Here is a 15586-nt window from a genome sequence, read left to right as displayed (position 1 = left end):
GGAAACTACTAGGGGTGCAAGTATGCTGAGATAAGGAATTTCCCTTTATCCCTTTGAACCTGATCTGGCTAATACCAGCGTGAGGGAAGTAGCCTCATCTCAAAGCATCTTTCAGTGGCTTCCTATAATCTAAGGAGGCAAATTCTATGACATTTACTGAAACATTACGAAAAGAAAATAACGAACTATTTGAAGCCATTTTTCGCCATCCATTTGTTGATGGTATTGGAAAAGGTGAAGTACCGCAAAAAGTATTGGCTCATTATATTAAGGCTGATTATGAGTATTTAAATGCCTTTATGCACGTTTATGGTGTTGCAATATCAAAATCAACTGAGCGCCGTGATATGGGCTATTTCAGTGAACAAGTCGGGTTTGTGCTAAACAGTGAAACCCACCCTCATCACAACTTTTGCGATGTCATCGGTGTAGGTTATGACGAATTGCAAGGTTACCCGCTGCCGCCAACAGCTGATCATTATGTTAAACACATGATGTATCATGCTCAAATGGGAGGGCTCGGAGAAATTCTCGCTGCCTTGCTTCCGTGTCCATGGACTTATCTCGAAATCGGCAACCATTTGATGAAAAAATATCAGCCAACACCTAATCATACGTTCTACCCGTGGATAGATTTCTACGCAAATGAGGAGTTTGATACGCTGTCCATGGCCATGCGTGAACGCCTCAATGAGCTGGCCGAAGAGGCTTCAGAAAGTGAGCTGAAACGGATGAAGGATGCCTTTCGCAAGAGCTGTCAGCTCGAGTTAAACTTCTGGGAAATGGCGTACACTTGTGAAGAATGGCCGACAGGAGAGGCGGTGACCTCAACATGAATCAAGCGGCTTGTGCATTAACGATTGCCGGCACGGACCCAAGTGGCGGTGCGGGCATTCAAGCTGATTTAAAAACATTTCAAGAATTAAAAAGCTATGGCATGAGCGTTATTACCTCGGTTGTCGCTCAGAATACGACAGGGGTGAAGGATATCCACGACATGCCTATTGATATGCTAAAGAAACAATTAGAAGCCGTTTCTTCAGATATGCCCATTCATGCGTTTAAAACAGGAATGATAGCAAGCATTGAAATGATGAAGGCCATCAAGAGTTGGCTGCCAGCAGTCGCAGCTCCATATGTCATGGACCCTGTAATGATGGCCCAAAGCGGCGACCCTTTGATGGAAGAGGAGTCACGCTTGTGGCTTCGTGATAATTTGCTGCCTTACACAACACTCGTCACGCCAAACATTCCTGAAGCGGAGGATATTATAGGTGAGTCCATACAAAGCATCGAAGATATGAAAGAAGCAGCTGAGCAAATTGTTACGAGTTTCGGAGCAAGTGCTGCCTTAGTAAAAGGGGGGCATAGAAAAGGCCAAGCCATAGATGTTCTATTTGATGGTTCTGACATTCATACTTTTTCAAGTAAGCGAATTGATACAGAAAACACGCATGGAACAGGCTGTACGTATTCTGCTGCTATCACTGCCCATTTAAGTCACGGCACATCTCTTATAGAAGCTATCGAACAGTCCAAGTATTTTGTTACGGAAGCGATCCGACATTCGTTTGAACTTGGTCAAGGAAGCGGACCAACGAACCACTTCGCAACAAGGGAAGAGGTGTTTAATAAATGGCTGTAAATGTGGTTTCTAACGTGCGGAATAAACAGCCGCTCATTCATCATTTAACGAACCAAGTGGTGATGAATTTTAGTGCCAATGGTTTGCTGGCTTTTGGCGGGTCACCTATCATGGCTATGGCGATGGAAGACGCAGCTGATATGGCAAATTTATCGGACGGTGTATTAATTAATATGGGAACACTGACAGTGCCACAGGTCCAATCCATGATACTGGCTGGGAAAGCTGCAAATAAGAAGGGAATCCCAGTAGTGATTGATCCTGTAGGCGTAGCAGCAACTCCCTTTCGTACGAAAGCTTTTGATCAAATTGTAGCAGAAGTACAACCTGCAGCTATTAAAGGAAATGCAGGCGAGCTCTCTCACCTCATAGGCATTCCTTTAAAAACGAAAGGGGTAGACTCTATTGATTCAGGAAATCCAGAGGAGATTGCCGTTAAAGTTGCGCAGGAATTTGATACTTTAGCGATTGTCACTGGTGAAGTTGATGTGATCTCAAATGGAGAAGAGACAGTCTTCAATGAAACAGGAGATGCTTTATTATCTAAAGTAACTGGAGCGGGATGCTTGCTGGGATCCATTGTAACGGCCTGTCTGTCAACGGATGGCACGCCTCTTCAACAGGCTTATGCTGCCGTTAAATTTTATGGGCTGGCCGCGGAATGGGCTGCCTCGAGGCCTGGAGTGGAAGGTTCCGGGACTTTTGCCGCTTGTTTTATTGATGCTCTGGCTATGGAAGTCTCACAGCTTGAGGATTTTCTTCATGAATCTTAGAAAGAGATTGAGGAAATATCTTATTATGGGCAGCCAGAATTGTCCCCGTGACCCAGTAAAAATTCTAGAAGAGGCAATTGCCGGTGGGATAACGGCATTCCAATTTCGGGAAAAGGGCCTAGGTTCGCTTAAGGGTGAGGATAAGCTGTCGCTTGGCCAGAAACTGCGCAAGCTTTGCCGGCAGCATGATGTGTTGTTTATTGTAAATGACGATAGCGTTTTGGTAGATCCTTTGGAAGCGGATGGAATTCATGTGGGGCAGGAGGACATGAGCGTTAAGCAGCTGCGCTCGACTTTTCCTAATAAAATTATCGGTTTATCCGTATCAAATGAAGCTGAGTTGAAAGAAAGCTCAGTCGATGTCGTTGATTATCTGGGTGCTGGTCCGGTATTTGGAACGTCAACGAAGCTAGATGCGAAAGTGGCTGTTGGAGTGGAATGGATTGAGAAATTGAGAGGGATGTATCCTGATGTTCCGCTAGTTGGAATTGGAGGGGTTACAGTTCGAAATTCCGGTTTGGTGCTTGAAGCGGGGGCGGATGGAGTATGCGTAATTTCTGCTATGACGTATGCTGATGATGTTCGTGATGTCGCGAGTCGCCTCTAGGTGCTCACCGCCGGATTGGCTGGTGAACGCCAATAAAACGCTTCTGAGCGCAAATAACAGCGTTAGCAATTAGCATAAATACAGGAAGGCTACCGTGTAAGCACGGTAGCCTTCCTGTATCTACAGCGACTTTAAAAAGGAGTGAACTTTATGATTGAATTTTTCTGTCTCTTCTAAAAATGGACAATGGCAGCTATCCTCAAATACCTCTAGGCGTGAATTGCTGAGTTCTCTGTGCAAATGCTGCCCAGCAGCGACAGGAATAAGTTTCTCCTCCTTGCCGAAGCAAAGTAAAGTAGGAACTGTAATTGATGAAAGATATGGTCTGCAGTCAATCAATGACTGATCAAATAAAATAGCACTAGCCGTTGTTGCCGGGAGTTTTGTTGTTTCTGCAAGCATCCACTTCATATTTTCTGACGACACTTCTTCTTTAAACATAAGAGGAATGAATCCTGTCAGCAGTCCTTTTTGATCCGTTTGGAGATCACGCATCATACTCGTTAACGTCGGCAGGTCAAAAGCCCCGATTTCGAAATCTTCCCATTTAAAATCAGAGGCTAATTCATCAACAATTACGGTCGCCTTAATATTGTCTTCACCAAATTGGCTAATATACTCCCAAATCACGAAAGCCCCCATAGACCAGCCTAACAGAGTGAGATCTTTAAGTTCCAAATGTTCGATAAATTGCTTTAGATCACGGGCATAGTTGGCGACTGTGTGACCGGAGTCTATCGGTGAAGACTGACCGTGTCCTCTAAAGTCCAATGTTATAGTTTGATACCCTTCACGGAAATAGGGGACTTGCTTTTGAAAAAAACGGCTGCTCATCCAAACTCCATGTAATAATAAAACAGGTTTTCCTTCTCCGGCTACTTCATAATATAATTCGGCTCCATCCTTCAGTTTCATATATGGCATTTTGATCGCCTCCCTGTATAGTTTATCAACGGTACTAAATAAACATGTCTAGTTCGTTGTGAAAAGATAGATCCCTTACTACTTCTATTTGCTCCTCCTGGATACCTTTTTCATGGCTCGAGATGTGATTGAATAGACTATTTTCGAAAATTCAATGATAAAATGTGAATAATTTGTGTCTTTTTTGAGAAAAGTTTGTTACAATTATAATAAGAATACGTTTACATGGGATCATATAAATAAGGAGATGGATATAATGGGTATTGTGCTTATGTTTTTATTAATTGCAACGGTTGCCCCATTTGTATTTATTCATTTGAAAAAGACAAAGTTAGCTATAACTCAAACCATTTTGCTTGTAGGAATGTGGGTGTACTTTTTTGAGACAATGTTCATTTCTGCTCCCTCAGCATTTTCGATTACATGGTCAATGTTTTATTTGAGCCTAATTGTTGCTGAAGTAGCCTGGGTGATGTTTATTATCCAAGTGGCGAATTCACATGAAAAACCCCGCGAAGCCGTAAAATATTAAAACTATATAAAAAGCCCACTTTTCAAACAAAGAAAAGTGGGCTTTTTTAGGTTTATTTTGTAAGGCCTATTGCCGAGGTTGCACATAGAACAGTTGAAGTAATGCCTGTAAGAAAGCAACGCCCGATATGATGGCTAATAATGGTTTGAAACTATAATCTGAATACAGGGTTCCCCAGAGTGTGAAAGCAGCTAGGATAATACATAGGGTAAAGCTTACTACATGCTTCCAAGGGAAACTGCCTGAATCCTGATTATATTCATTGTAGAGTTGTTTGTTTTTTTCCAATCTAATCACCACCGTGGGATATTAAAGTTGCTATACTATAAGGCTTGATTCTATAACCAGGAGCAAACTTAATGACTAGAATGTTCCTGATGCTGTTCCTGTTGTTGGTGCTGCTCATGTGGTTGATGCTTATTATGGTCATGGCCAAATGACATGGTAAAGAGAGAGCCGGCAACGACAATAGCTGCCAGGACAAATCCATGAAACATCATATTCCATGGCACGTGGCCATTGTGGCTTTCTGATTCCGTCATGTGCATGAACATAAATAACTGAATACCAGCTTGAATGACAGCCAAAATCATAATTGATGTGATAATCCAAAACGTTGATAAGTCTGATCTAAGAGCAGCCCAGGCAGCCAGTAATGTTAAGACTAAAGACAAGACGAAGCCAACAATGTGCTGAACAGGAATACGTTTGTTATGTTCTGCCATGTTAAACCACCATCCCGATCAAATAAATGCTTGTAAAGAGGAAGATCCAAACAACATCAAGGAAGTGCCAATACAAGCTGATAATAAAGAATTTACGGCTGGTAACAGGTGTTAACCCGCGTTTTGCTATCTGGATCAATAAAAGGATTGCCCAGCCGATTCCCAAGGTTACGTGCAACCCATGGGTACCAGCTAACACAAAGAAGCTGGACCAATAAGCACTGGACTGTAATGTGGCCCCTTCGTGCGCATAGTGAATGAACTCTTCTATTTCCAAACCGATGAACCCAAGGCCCAAAGCTAATGTTACAATCATCCACGTTATGAGCCCTTTCTTAGAACCCCGTCGCATTTCATGAATCGCTATACCACAGGTGAAACTGCTTGTAAGCAATAAAAAGGTCATAATCAACACGGAGCCAGGTTCGAACAGTTCCGATGGCAACGGGGCTTCGTCTGTTCGACCGAACAATACAGCATAGGTAGCAAAGAGTGTTGAAAACAGAACTATTTCAGCTCCGAGGAATATCCAAAAACCAAGAATATTCATTTGACCTTGCTGTATACGGTATTCCAACGGGCCGGATTTTAATTCATGTGAGCTCATGTTACAACCTCCTTGCTTTGCGTTCGGTACGCTTGATTTCGTCTACTTCAACATGGAATCCGTCGTCATAGTCAAAGGAACGGACGCCCATCATGACTATGACGCCAATTAAGCCGGCAATAGCCATCCACATCCATTCAAAAACAATTCCGAAGCTTGCTATAAACGCAATTCCCATCATAATAATTGGTTGACCAGTATTGCTTGGCATATGAATCGGCTCAACTTTTTCTTCATCGAAAGTCGTTTCACCTGTTTCCTTCATTTCTATAAAGGCATCGTGCGAGTTTACATGAGGAACAGTCGCGAAATTGTAAAACGGTACTGGAGTTGGAGTAGCCCATTCCAGTGTGCGTCCATCCCATGAATCACCGCTCTTTTCACGCTCGCTGTAACGATAACTATAGTAAATGTTGTAAACGAAGATGGCAAAACCAAGTCCCATACCGAAAGCACCTACAGTCGAAATGACGTTAAGGGGCATCCATTCTGGGATAATGGTAAAGACTCGACGCGGCATACCATCCAGCCCCACGAAATATTGTGGGAAGAAACAAACATGGAAGCCAATAAGGAAGAACCAAAAGCTAATTTTACCAAGTTTTTCATTAAGTTTGTGGCCAAACATTTTCGGATACCAATACACAAGACCTGCGAAGCAGGCAAATACGGTTCCAGCTATAAGCACATAGTGGAAGTGTGCCACTAGGAAATACGAATTGTGGAACTGGTAATCGGCTGCAGCCATACCCAGCATAACACCCGTAACCCCCCCGATTACGAAACTTGGGATAAAGGCAAGTGCCCATAGGTTGGCTACTGTAAACTGAATTTTCGACTTGTATAGTGTAGCGAGCCAGTTAAATATTTTAACACCAGTTGGAACCGCGATCAGCATTGTTGAAACAGAGAATACAGAGTTAACAAATGCTCCGGCCCCCATCGTAAAGAAGTGGTGAACCCATACAAGGAAACTTAATCCTGCGATAAGGATCATCGACCAAACCATGGCCTTATAACCGAACAACTGCTTGCGCGCAAATGTCGCAATAACCTCTGAGAAGATACCAAAGGCAGGCAAAATAACAATATAAACTTCTGGGTGTCCCCACATCCAGAACAAGTTAGCCCACATCATCGGTAAGCCTTCGCCGGTTAAGGTGAAGAACTGGGAACCAAATACTCTATCAATTGTCATTAAAGCTAATGCAACAGTTAGAATAGGAAAGGCAAAAACAATAATAAACGCTGTTACGAGTGTTGACCAGGTGAAAATTGGCATTTGAAACATTTTCATTCCTGGAGCACGCATTTTAATAATCGTAACCATAAAGTTTATCCCCGTGGCCAGTGTTCCAATCCCTGATAACTGGAGACCCATCAAATAAAAGTTCTGTCCTGGACCAGGACTCATTGCTGCACCAGCGAGCGGTGTGTAACTGGTCCAACCGGCATCTGGAGAACCGCCGATTACGAAAGATATATTAAATAACATGGCCCCAAATAGGAACGACCAGAAACTTAAGGCGTTCAAGGCCGGAAATGCTACGTCTCTGGCACCAATTTGCAAGGGTACGATCACGTTCATTAGACCGATCAAGAATGGCATGGCCATAAAAATGATCATGACTGTTCCGTGAGTTGTAAAAATTTCATTATAGTGTTGCGAGCCTAAGAAGTCCATACCGGGAAATGCTAGTTGGACACGCATCATTAGGGCGTCCATCCCACCTCTGAACAACATCGCAAGAGCACTGAGTATATACATAATACCTATCTTTTTATGGTCAACAGTAGTTAACCACTCACGCCACAACCAGCCCCATCTTTTAAAGTAAGTTAGAACAAAGATAATAGCAGCTGTAACCAGTACGATGGAAACCATCCCTGCATAAATGAGCGGTTCACCCGTGACGAAAAATTCATCTAATTGCATAATTCCTCACCTGCTTTCTTTCTATCACTCTTCATCTGTAGCATCAATTTCAATATCCTCGCTTTTCAGATGTAATTCTTTTTCATAAGCTTCCTCATGACGTTTGATCGCATAGTCCATTCCGGCAAGTGTACCGTGATTTACCCATTGTAAGTGGGTGGAGGAAAAGGTCCTCTTGTCTGTTAACCCAGGTTTAAGAAGCTTATTATATTGGTCCTGAGTAAGCTCAGGTGCATTTTGTGCCTGTTTTACCCAGTTGGAAAATTCCTCGCCGCTTTCTGCATAAACCTCAAATGTCTGAGCTGCAAAACCTTCGCCTGTAAAGTTTGCGTTTCGGCCATCATAGACTCCTTGCTCATCGGCTTGCAGGAAAAGCGTGTTTTGCATCCCGGCCATATTGTATTTTTGTCCGCCTAAAGCCGGAATCCAAAGTGCTGCCATCGAATCGGCAGAGGCCAGTTTGAATTCGATTGGACGATCAGTAGGAATATGGAGATAATTGACTGTTTCTATGTTTTGTTCCGGATAGCTGAAAAACCATTTCCAATCTGCAGATGTCGCATGGATGACGAGCGGTTCTTTGTCAGTTGACGACTCAGGTGGTTTTTCAAGATCGAATAATGTCTGTACGGTTGGTACGGATAAGGCTGCCACAATGATAATCGGAATAACTGTCCAGATAATCTCAATCATTGTGTTTCCGTGAAGGTGCGGATTATAGTCTTTGTTTCCTCGCCCTGGACGGTCACGATATTTAATGACAATGTAAGCGAATAGGACAAAAACAACCACTACGATCACGAGCATAAACCAGATTGAATACATAATCAGGTCTTTTTGACTTTCTGCGACAGGACCTTTTGGATTTAGGACCGTCAATTGACTACAGCCGCTTAATAGTAGCACGAGGCTTAGTGGCAGCATAGCCAGCCATTTTTTAATATGCCGTTTGTTGCGTTCCACTTGGCAATACACTCCTTCTCACAAATATATTAAAAGGGATGGATGTTCTAGTTTATCAATTACTGGGGATAGTATAGCAAATAAAGCTTACACCGAGACATTGTTAAATAAATTGTCATATAAAAATCACGATTTCTATTCAATTTTGACACAAATTATTCAAAGTTAAGGGAATTGCACAGTCTGCCTCCATAATGGTGTAGCCATAATAGCTTTAATCTATTACCTGAAATGGAAAATGGACGCGATAGCGCCCATTTAATAAGGTACCGGAATTGAGTTCCCCCAAGAGTCATAGGAACGAGAATAATTCAGGTTTGTTTAGTTTGTCAAGCTTCTTCTATTCTTTCATTAATTCAATGTGTGCAAACTTTCCGCCGCCTGTTTCAAATTGATTGCCTGGCTGTACAGAGATAGTAGAATGAAAGATCGGTCCGTCCACCACAAATGTATGGAATTCTCCATTTTCACCACAAGGGTCTACACCTGGTGGCAATGAATTAATAAAGTTTTTATCAACCATACACCCTGCCTGGTCAGCCGTGAGTTGTTCTGTGTCAACAGCTGTAACGATAGCTTTAAACCCTGCTGAGATAAACTCCTCTGCAATGGTAGTGGAAGCTTTTCCCCATAATGGATATAGCCCTGACATTCCCGCTGTGGAAAGTAGACGATCCCGATAATCTTTTATATCTTCCAAAAATAAATCCGCATAAACAATGGTATAAATCCCCTCTGACTTAAACTGCTTAAACTTTTGTTGAAGTGTCCGTTCATAAGTACTGTTATCTGCCATTGGTGGCAGCGGCACGTCATATAAAGGAAGTTCAAGTGACTTAGCTTGGGCCTGAATGAACTCTCTTCGCACCTCGTGTACGGGCAGTCTTCCGCTCGCTTGAGAAGTGGTCGACAACAGTCCTCTAATGCGATAATTACTATTATTCATTAAATAATAGAGTGCCAATGTACTGTCTTTTCCCCCACTCCAGGAAACAATAACATTCTCCATCCAAGACCTTCCTTTCCTGACCTTTTATATTATCTCTTATCTTGAATCATACAGCTTTTGAACGAGCTGGACAAACCGGCTTTTTCCGACCTTCCTAAATTGTACAATGTGGAATATTGAATTTTCATACATTTTTTACATTACATAATAAAGGCCTATTGAATACAATGAATGTAATAGTCATTCAAATATTCAGATAATGGCGGGAGGGAAATACATGTTGCTTCCATTTGATATTTTGGAATATCAAAATCGTCTTAAGGAAACAAAGAATCGCATGGATGAGAAAGGGATTGAGGTCCTGCTGATTACTGATCCAGCTAATATGAATTATTTATCTGGTTACGATGCCTGGTCGTTTTACGTTCATCAAATGCTTGTCATTATAATTGATGAACCTCAACCTATATGGATTGGACGCTTCCAGGATGCAAACGGGGCCCGGGTCAAGACATGGATCTATGATGAAAATATCATCTCATACCCTGATTACTATGTTCATTCAAGTGTTTATCATCCAATGGATTTTATCTCAGAAATATTAACTCAAATTGGGCAGGGAAATCGTCACATAGGTGTTGAGATGGACCAATATTATTTTACGGCAATGTCTCTTGAGCGATTAAAGCAGGGAATGCCTAACGCGAAATTCCAAGATGCATCGGTACTCGTCAATAGAGTTCGGATGGTTAAATCGGATCAAGAAATTGAATACATGAAGCGGGCTGCCACGATTGCAGATCTGGCCATGACCAAAGGAGTAGAAAGCATCCGGGCAGGCGGGCGAGAGTGTGATACGGCCGCAGAGATCTATTATCATCTGGTACGGGGTACACCTGAATTTGGTGGTGAATATCCAGCCATTGTTCCATTGCTTCCTACTGGTGACCATACGTCGATTCCTCATCTGACTTGGACAGACAGACCTTTTCTTGAAAATAACGCGGTAATCGTCGAACTGGCAGGATGTTATAAACGGTATCATGTGCCGCTAGCTCGAACGGTTTCGATTGGAGAGCCTAGTGAAAAGTTAAAGCATTTGGCTGCTGTCGTGACCGAAGGAATACAAAATGTGCTTCAGACAGCTAAACCAGGTATGACTTGCGGTGACTTAGAAGAGGTCTGGCGTAAGAGTATTCAAAAGCATGGGTTTGAGAAGGAATCCAGACTTGGTTATTCCGTAGGGTTGAATTACCCACCAGATTGGGGAGAGCATACAGCAAGTATTCGCAGGGGGGATACTACCGTCTTACAGCCAAACATGACATTCCACCTGATCCCAGGTCTTTGGTTCGATCACGATGGAATTGAGATCAGTGAGACGTTCCGCGTTACAGAGACAGGAACAGAAAGGTTTACGACCTATCCGCAAGAATTAGTTGTTAGACATGATCCTTACAACATTAGTTCAAATGGTCAAATCAGTTAGGAGGTGTACATTATGCGCCTTTATTCAAAAGAAAAGATACAACAAGTGATTCAGCTTAACTCTAAGGTTATCACAGAGGTTGAAAGCGCATTCACAGCATTACAGACGAAGAAAGTAACTATGCCGCCGATTATGCGTATTGATATTCCAGCTAGTAACGGAGAAGTCGATATTAAATCTGCTTATGTAGAAGGGTATGATAGCTTTGCCGTCAAACTTTCATCTGGCTTCTTTAACAATCCGAAACTTGGCTTACCCAGCGCAAATGGGATGATGATCCTTATTGACACGACGACAGGTGAACCCAAGGCAGTCTTAGCGGATAACGGTTTGCTTACAGATATTCGTACAGCTGCTGCAGGCGCTGTGGCAGCGAAGCATTTAAGCCGTGAAGACAGCCGCACCGTTGGCATCATAGGCACCGGATCACAAGCTAAATACCAGTTAGAAGCTCTAACAAATGTCAGGCCCATCGATCAAGTCTTTGTCTATGGGCGTAATCCTGAAAGAGCTCTACAATACAAAGCTCTCATTGAAAAAACGTTTGATTTGCGTGTAGACGTTAAGGAGACACCATCCGAAGCTGTCAGCAATAGCGATGTGATCATTACAACCACCCCGGCCACAGAACCCGTTCTTAAAGCGGAGTGGCTCCACGCAGGTCAGCACGTCACGGCCATGGGGTCAGATGCTCAGCATAAGCAGGAACTAGAGAATGACGTCATCAAAAAGGCGGACTTAGTTGTGTGTGATGTTAAGGAGCAGTCGATGATGCTGGGGGAACTTAGAACCGTTTCAAATAAGGAAATACTGGACCAAGTCCATGAATTAGGAGAAATAACCAGCGGGCAGAAGCCAGGTCGATCAAATGATCAACAACTTACTATTTGTGATTTAACAGGCACAGGTGTGCAAGATACACAAATAGCCCGATATGCCTGGGAGTTATTAAATTCTAAGGAGGATGATTCTAATGAATAAAGCTAAATTAAGTACGAAATCAATTTGGGCCGGTGAGAGAGAGCAACTTGCTTTTGGAGCCACGCAAGTACCTGTAGTTCATAGTGTCTCATTTGGATATGACGACATGGATGAATGGTATGAAGTAGCAGTGGGCAACAAAGAAGGCCACATTTATGGTCGTAACACAAACCCAACCGTTCAGGCTTTTGAAGACAAAATCAAAATTCTCGAAGGGGCAGAAGCGGCTACAAGTTTCTCTACAGGCATGGCTGCGATTAGTAATACGCTGGGAACATTGCTGTTTCCAGGGGACAGAATCGTTTCAATTAAAGACACGTATGGTGGTACAAACAAAATCTTCACGGAATTTCTCCCTAAGCAGCAAGTAGAGGTAATGCTTTGTGAAACAGGCGATCATGAGGCTATAGAGCAAGAGATTGAAAGAGGCTGTAAAGTGCTATATTTAGAAACCCCGACAAATCCAACCGTCAAAATCACGGATATTAAACGAATGGCGAAGGCGGGGAAAGCGGCAGGAGCAATTGTAATAGTTGATAACACCTTCGCTACGCCAGTCAACCAAAACCCACTGGAATTAGGGGCAGATTTGGTCATTCACAGTGCGACAAAATTCCTGGGCGGTCATGCTGATGCTCTTGGTGGAGTTGTCTGTGGAAGTAAGGAGCTCGTTGAAACTGTATATCACTATCGTGAAATCAACGGTGCAACACTCGATCCGATGGCCGCCTACCTGCTTTTGCGCGGAATGAAAACGTTAAAGCTCCGCATTGATCAGCAAAATAAAAACGCTCATGAAATTGCTGAATTTCTCAAAGGTATAGAGCTGGTAGAGGATGTATTTTATCCTGGACTGGAAAATCACCCTAACCATGATATTGCCAAAGAACAAATGAACGGTTTTGGAGGTATGCTCAGTTTTTCCGTTAAAGGCGGTGTGGAAACAGTTCGTCATTTGCTGCCAAAATTAAAGTTCGCAAATCGAGCAGCAAATCTCGGATCTGTGGAAACGGTTGTTGGACCCTCCAGAACCACCAGCCATGTTGAATGCACACCTGAAGAGCGGGCAGCCATGGGCATTCCTGAAGGATTGATTCGTTATTCCGCAGGGATTGAGGATATAGATGATTTGAAACAGGATCTGGAACAGGCATTTAAAGCTTTGCCATCAAATATCATGATCAAAAATTAAGGGGGTACCCCTGTGACAACTAAATTGTCGGACTTAGTTGAAAGGTCAGCAGACATTCTCCCTGAAGTCATTAAGTGGAGGCGCCATTTTCACCAGTTTCCGGAACTTAGTTTCCAAGAGAAAGCCACCAGCGAAACAATCGCGCAGATTTTGGGTTCGTTTGAAGCTTATACTATTGAGAAAAACGTTGGGGGATATGGTGTAGTAGCGACCCTCACCACAGGGGAGGGGCCTGTCATAGCACTTCGGGCAGATATGGATGCCCTGCCGATTTATGAGCAAACAGGGCTCTCCTATAGTTCTAAGCATCCGGGTGTCATGCACGCTTGTGGTCATGACGCCCATATTTCCATCCTATTGGGTACAGCGAAGTTATTAGCAGAAGATGCGAATACAGAGCTTTTTAAAGGAACTGTTAAGTTAATTTTTCAGCCGGCTGAAGAGGATTGCGATGTTTTAGGTGAGACAGGAGCCTTGAAAATGCTGCAATGCGGCGTACTGGATGACGTGGAGGCAGTCCTTGCCCTTCATATGTGTCCGTGGCGGAAAAAGGGTGAAATTCAGATCCACGATGGTCCTAGTATGGCTAATAATGATGACTTTTATTTGATCGTTAAAGGGAATGGTGGGCACGGGGGATACCCTCATCATACAAAGGATCCTGTGTGGATGTCGACATACTTGCTGCAGGCTCTGTACAGTATAAACGGTCGGAAAGTAAATCCTCTCGAAGTCGGGACCATTAGTGTTGGGCAGATTCATGCTGGAGAAGCCAACAATGTAATTCCTGGGTTAGTTGAAATACAAGGAACGATCCGATCCTATAAGAAAGAAGTACGCGAGCTGCTTATAAAAGAGATTGAGGGAGCTGCGCGCGTAGTTACTGCATTAGGCGGAGATTTTGATTTGACGATTCATCGTGGTGAACCTGCTCTTGTTAATGATCCAGCTATCAACAAAGTCATATGTGATGCAGCCGCTGGTATGAAAATCGTAAACGAACCATTTGGAATGGGGAGTGAAGACTTCAGTCACATGACAGCACGTAAGCCTGGTGCGATGTTTTTCCTTGGGTGCGGGATAGAAGTAGAGCGCGGCTTGCATCATCCAGGTTTTGATATTAACGAAGAAGCACTATCAGATGGTATAGGGGTTTTTCTGAAATGCGTGTATCAGCTTCTACACCAACGTGAGGGGGAGTGAGCGTAATGGTAAACATAGCATTCATTGGTTTTGGCGGCGTCGGGCAGGCTCTTGCAGAGATTTTAATGGAGCGTGAAAAGAGTTTGAGTCGTTCATATGGTCTTAATACAAGGGTCGTAGCGGTTGCCGATATGATGAAAGGTTCGATATATGATCCGGATGGCCTCGATGTGAAGAATCTTCTGCAAGCTGTTCGAACTGATGGGACGGTAGAGGGTATTCCCGGGGGGCCTCAGGCAAAAAAAGGCTGGAGCAGTACAGATACCATTATCCATTCAAATGCTGACGTCATAGTGGAAGTTACCTTTACAGATGTTAATACGGGGGAACCGGCGATTACTCACTGCCGCACTGCTTTTGAACACGGGAAAAGTGTGGTGACGACCAATAAAGGTCCCGTAGCCTTAGCCTATAAAGAATTAGCTGAGCTTGCTGAAGATCAGGGTGTATTCTTTGGGTTCGAAGGTACGGTAATGAGTGGTACTCCGGCGCTGAGAATGCCTGTTGAAACACTTGCTGGCAATGAGATAACAGAAATTAAAGGAATTCTCAACGGCACGACCAACTTTATTCTAACGGAAATGGAAAAGGGTTTTTCTTACGAAGATTCTTTAGAAAAAGCACAACAGCTTGGCTATGCTGAAGCGGATCCTACTAGTGATGTGGAAGGTTATGACGCTCGCTATAAGGCAGCTATTTTAGCCAACTATTTAATGGGGGAATCACTATCTCATACTGAAGTTGAGTGTGAAGGAATTAGTGGGGTCACCGTTGACCAAGTACAGGATGCACTACGGGAAGGGAAGAAATTACGCTTACTCGCTCGGGTGAAAAATGAAGAGGGAACGGTTAGGGCCAGTGTGAAGCCTGAACGTATCGATGCAGACGATCCGCTGTCAGGAGTAACCGGTGCTACAAACGCGATTGTCTATGAATGCGATTTAGCCGGACCTATTTTGTTGACAGGAGCGGGCGCAGGGTTAAAAGAAACTGGCTTTTCGCTGTTGATTGATTTAATTCATTATCAAAGGGAGAGACAGCCTGCGAAATTATAAAGGAG

General features: G+C 43.4%; 16 protein-coding genes and 1 riboswitch. Of the genes, 10 read left to right on the top strand and 6 right to left on the bottom strand.

Going from position 1 to position 15586, the window contains the following annotated elements:
* A riboswitch (TPP riboswitch) is annotated at nucleotides 1-104 on the top strand.
* 42 nt (nucleotides 105-146) lie between these two features.
* The 4 genes from tenA to thiE are packed head-to-tail and all read left to right on the top strand — an operon-like array spanning nucleotide 147 to nucleotide 3025.
* On the top strand, nucleotides 147-836 hold the full coding sequence (gene tenA, locus P9989_RS20520) for a thiaminase II (RefSeq protein ID WP_283076694.1): 690 nt from the start codon (nucleotides 147-149) through the stop codon (nucleotides 834-836).
* Complete coding sequence (gene thiD / locus P9989_RS20515; protein ID WP_283079001.1) at nucleotides 833-1645, top strand: bifunctional hydroxymethylpyrimidine kinase/phosphomethylpyrimidine kinase; 813 nt, start codon at nucleotides 833-835, stop codon at nucleotides 1643-1645. Before tenA ends, thiD begins: the two co-directional genes overlap by 4 nt.
* Entirely contained in the window at nucleotides 1636-2418 is a 783-nt protein-coding gene (thiM, locus tag P9989_RS20510; RefSeq protein ID WP_283076693.1) for a hydroxyethylthiazole kinase, read from the top strand. The genes thiD and thiM overlap by 10 nt, the downstream gene beginning before the upstream one ends.
* On the top strand, nucleotides 2408-3025 hold the full coding sequence (gene thiE / locus P9989_RS20505) for a thiamine phosphate synthase (protein WP_283076692.1): 618 nt from the start codon (nucleotides 2408-2410) through the stop codon (nucleotides 3023-3025). Before thiM ends, thiE begins: the two co-directional genes overlap by 11 nt.
* Nucleotides 3026-3145: 120 nt before the next feature.
* Here the strand turns inward: thiE and P9989_RS20500 are convergent, their stop codons facing one another.
* Complete coding sequence (locus P9989_RS20500; protein WP_283076691.1) at nucleotides 3146-3949, bottom strand: alpha/beta fold hydrolase; 804 nt, start codon at nucleotides 3947-3949, stop codon at nucleotides 3146-3148.
* A gap of 256 nt (nucleotides 3950-4205) precedes the next feature.
* On the opposite strand from P9989_RS20500, the gene P9989_RS20495 reads away from it, so the two are divergent.
* The gene (locus P9989_RS20495; protein WP_283076690.1) at nucleotides 4206-4481 is read left to right on the top strand and encodes a spore morphogenesis/germination protein YwcE; all 276 of its coding nucleotides are present in this window, start codon (nucleotides 4206-4208) and stop codon (nucleotides 4479-4481) included.
* Nucleotides 4482-4837: 356 nt separating this feature from the next.
* On the opposite strand, the gene qoxD is transcribed toward P9989_RS20495, so the two are convergent.
* The 5 genes from qoxD to P9989_RS20470 all read right to left on the bottom strand — a co-directional run bounded on the left by qoxD (nucleotide 4838) and on the right by P9989_RS20470 (nucleotide 9721).
* Entirely contained in the window at nucleotides 4838-5206 is a 369-nt protein-coding gene (gene qoxD / locus P9989_RS20490) for a cytochrome aa3 quinol oxidase subunit IV (protein WP_283076689.1), read from the bottom strand.
* A gap of 1 nt (nucleotide 5207) precedes the next feature.
* Nucleotides 5208-5813 (bottom strand): cytochrome aa3 quinol oxidase subunit III, encoded by a 606-nt coding sequence (gene qoxC / locus P9989_RS20485; protein ID WP_283076688.1) that lies wholly within the window; start codon nucleotides 5811-5813, stop codon nucleotides 5208-5210.
* A 1-nt stretch (nucleotide 5814) separates the two neighbouring features.
* Nucleotides 5815-7749 (bottom strand): cytochrome aa3 quinol oxidase subunit I, encoded by a 1935-nt coding sequence (qoxB, locus tag P9989_RS20480; protein ID WP_283076687.1) that lies wholly within the window; start codon nucleotides 7747-7749, stop codon nucleotides 5815-5817.
* A 24-nt stretch (nucleotides 7750-7773) separates the two neighbouring features.
* Nucleotides 7774-8673: a cytochrome aa3 quinol oxidase subunit II gene (gene qoxA, locus P9989_RS20475; RefSeq protein ID WP_283079000.1), complete on the bottom strand. Its 900-nt coding sequence runs from the start codon at nucleotides 8671-8673 to the stop codon at nucleotides 7774-7776.
* Nucleotides 8674-9052: 379 nt separating this feature from the next.
* Nucleotides 9053-9721 (bottom strand): Dph6-related ATP pyrophosphatase, encoded by a 669-nt coding sequence (locus P9989_RS20470; RefSeq protein WP_283076686.1) that lies wholly within the window; start codon nucleotides 9719-9721, stop codon nucleotides 9053-9055.
* Between the two features lie 217 nt (nucleotides 9722-9938).
* Between P9989_RS20470 and P9989_RS20465 the strand changes: the two genes are divergently transcribed.
* Genes P9989_RS20465 through P9989_RS20445 form a run of 5 tightly spaced genes read left to right on the top strand, consistent with a single transcriptional unit; the run spans nucleotide 9939 to nucleotide 15581 of the window.
* Nucleotides 9939-11150, top strand: coding sequence for a M24 family metallopeptidase (locus P9989_RS20465; RefSeq protein WP_283076685.1), 1212 nt, complete (start codon nucleotides 9939-9941; stop codon nucleotides 11148-11150).
* 12 nt (nucleotides 11151-11162) lie between these two features.
* Nucleotides 11163-12131, top strand: coding sequence for a cyclodeaminase (locus P9989_RS20460; protein WP_283076684.1), 969 nt, complete (start codon nucleotides 11163-11165; stop codon nucleotides 12129-12131).
* On the top strand, nucleotides 12124-13323 hold the full coding sequence (locus tag P9989_RS20455) for a cystathionine gamma-synthase family protein (protein WP_283076683.1): 1200 nt from the start codon (nucleotides 12124-12126) through the stop codon (nucleotides 13321-13323). Before P9989_RS20460 ends, P9989_RS20455 begins: the two co-directional genes overlap by 8 nt.
* 12 nt (nucleotides 13324-13335) lie before the next feature.
* Nucleotides 13336-14526, top strand: a complete 1191-nt coding sequence (locus tag P9989_RS20450) for a M20 metallopeptidase family protein (RefSeq protein ID WP_283076682.1) — start codon at nucleotides 13336-13338, stop codon at nucleotides 14524-14526.
* 5 nt (nucleotides 14527-14531) lie between these two features.
* Complete coding sequence (locus tag P9989_RS20445; protein ID WP_283076681.1) at nucleotides 14532-15581, top strand: homoserine dehydrogenase; 1050 nt, start codon at nucleotides 14532-14534, stop codon at nucleotides 15579-15581.
* Nucleotides 15582-15586 lie beyond the last annotated feature (5 nt).

It is taken from the genome of Halobacillus naozhouensis, assembly GCF_029714185.1.
Taxonomy (GTDB): domain Bacteria; phylum Bacillota; class Bacilli; order Bacillales; family Halobacillaceae; genus Halobacillus_A; species Halobacillus_A naozhouensis.
The sequence above is the reverse complement of the archived record's forward strand: the minus strand, read 5'-3'. Positions and strand labels throughout refer to the sequence as shown.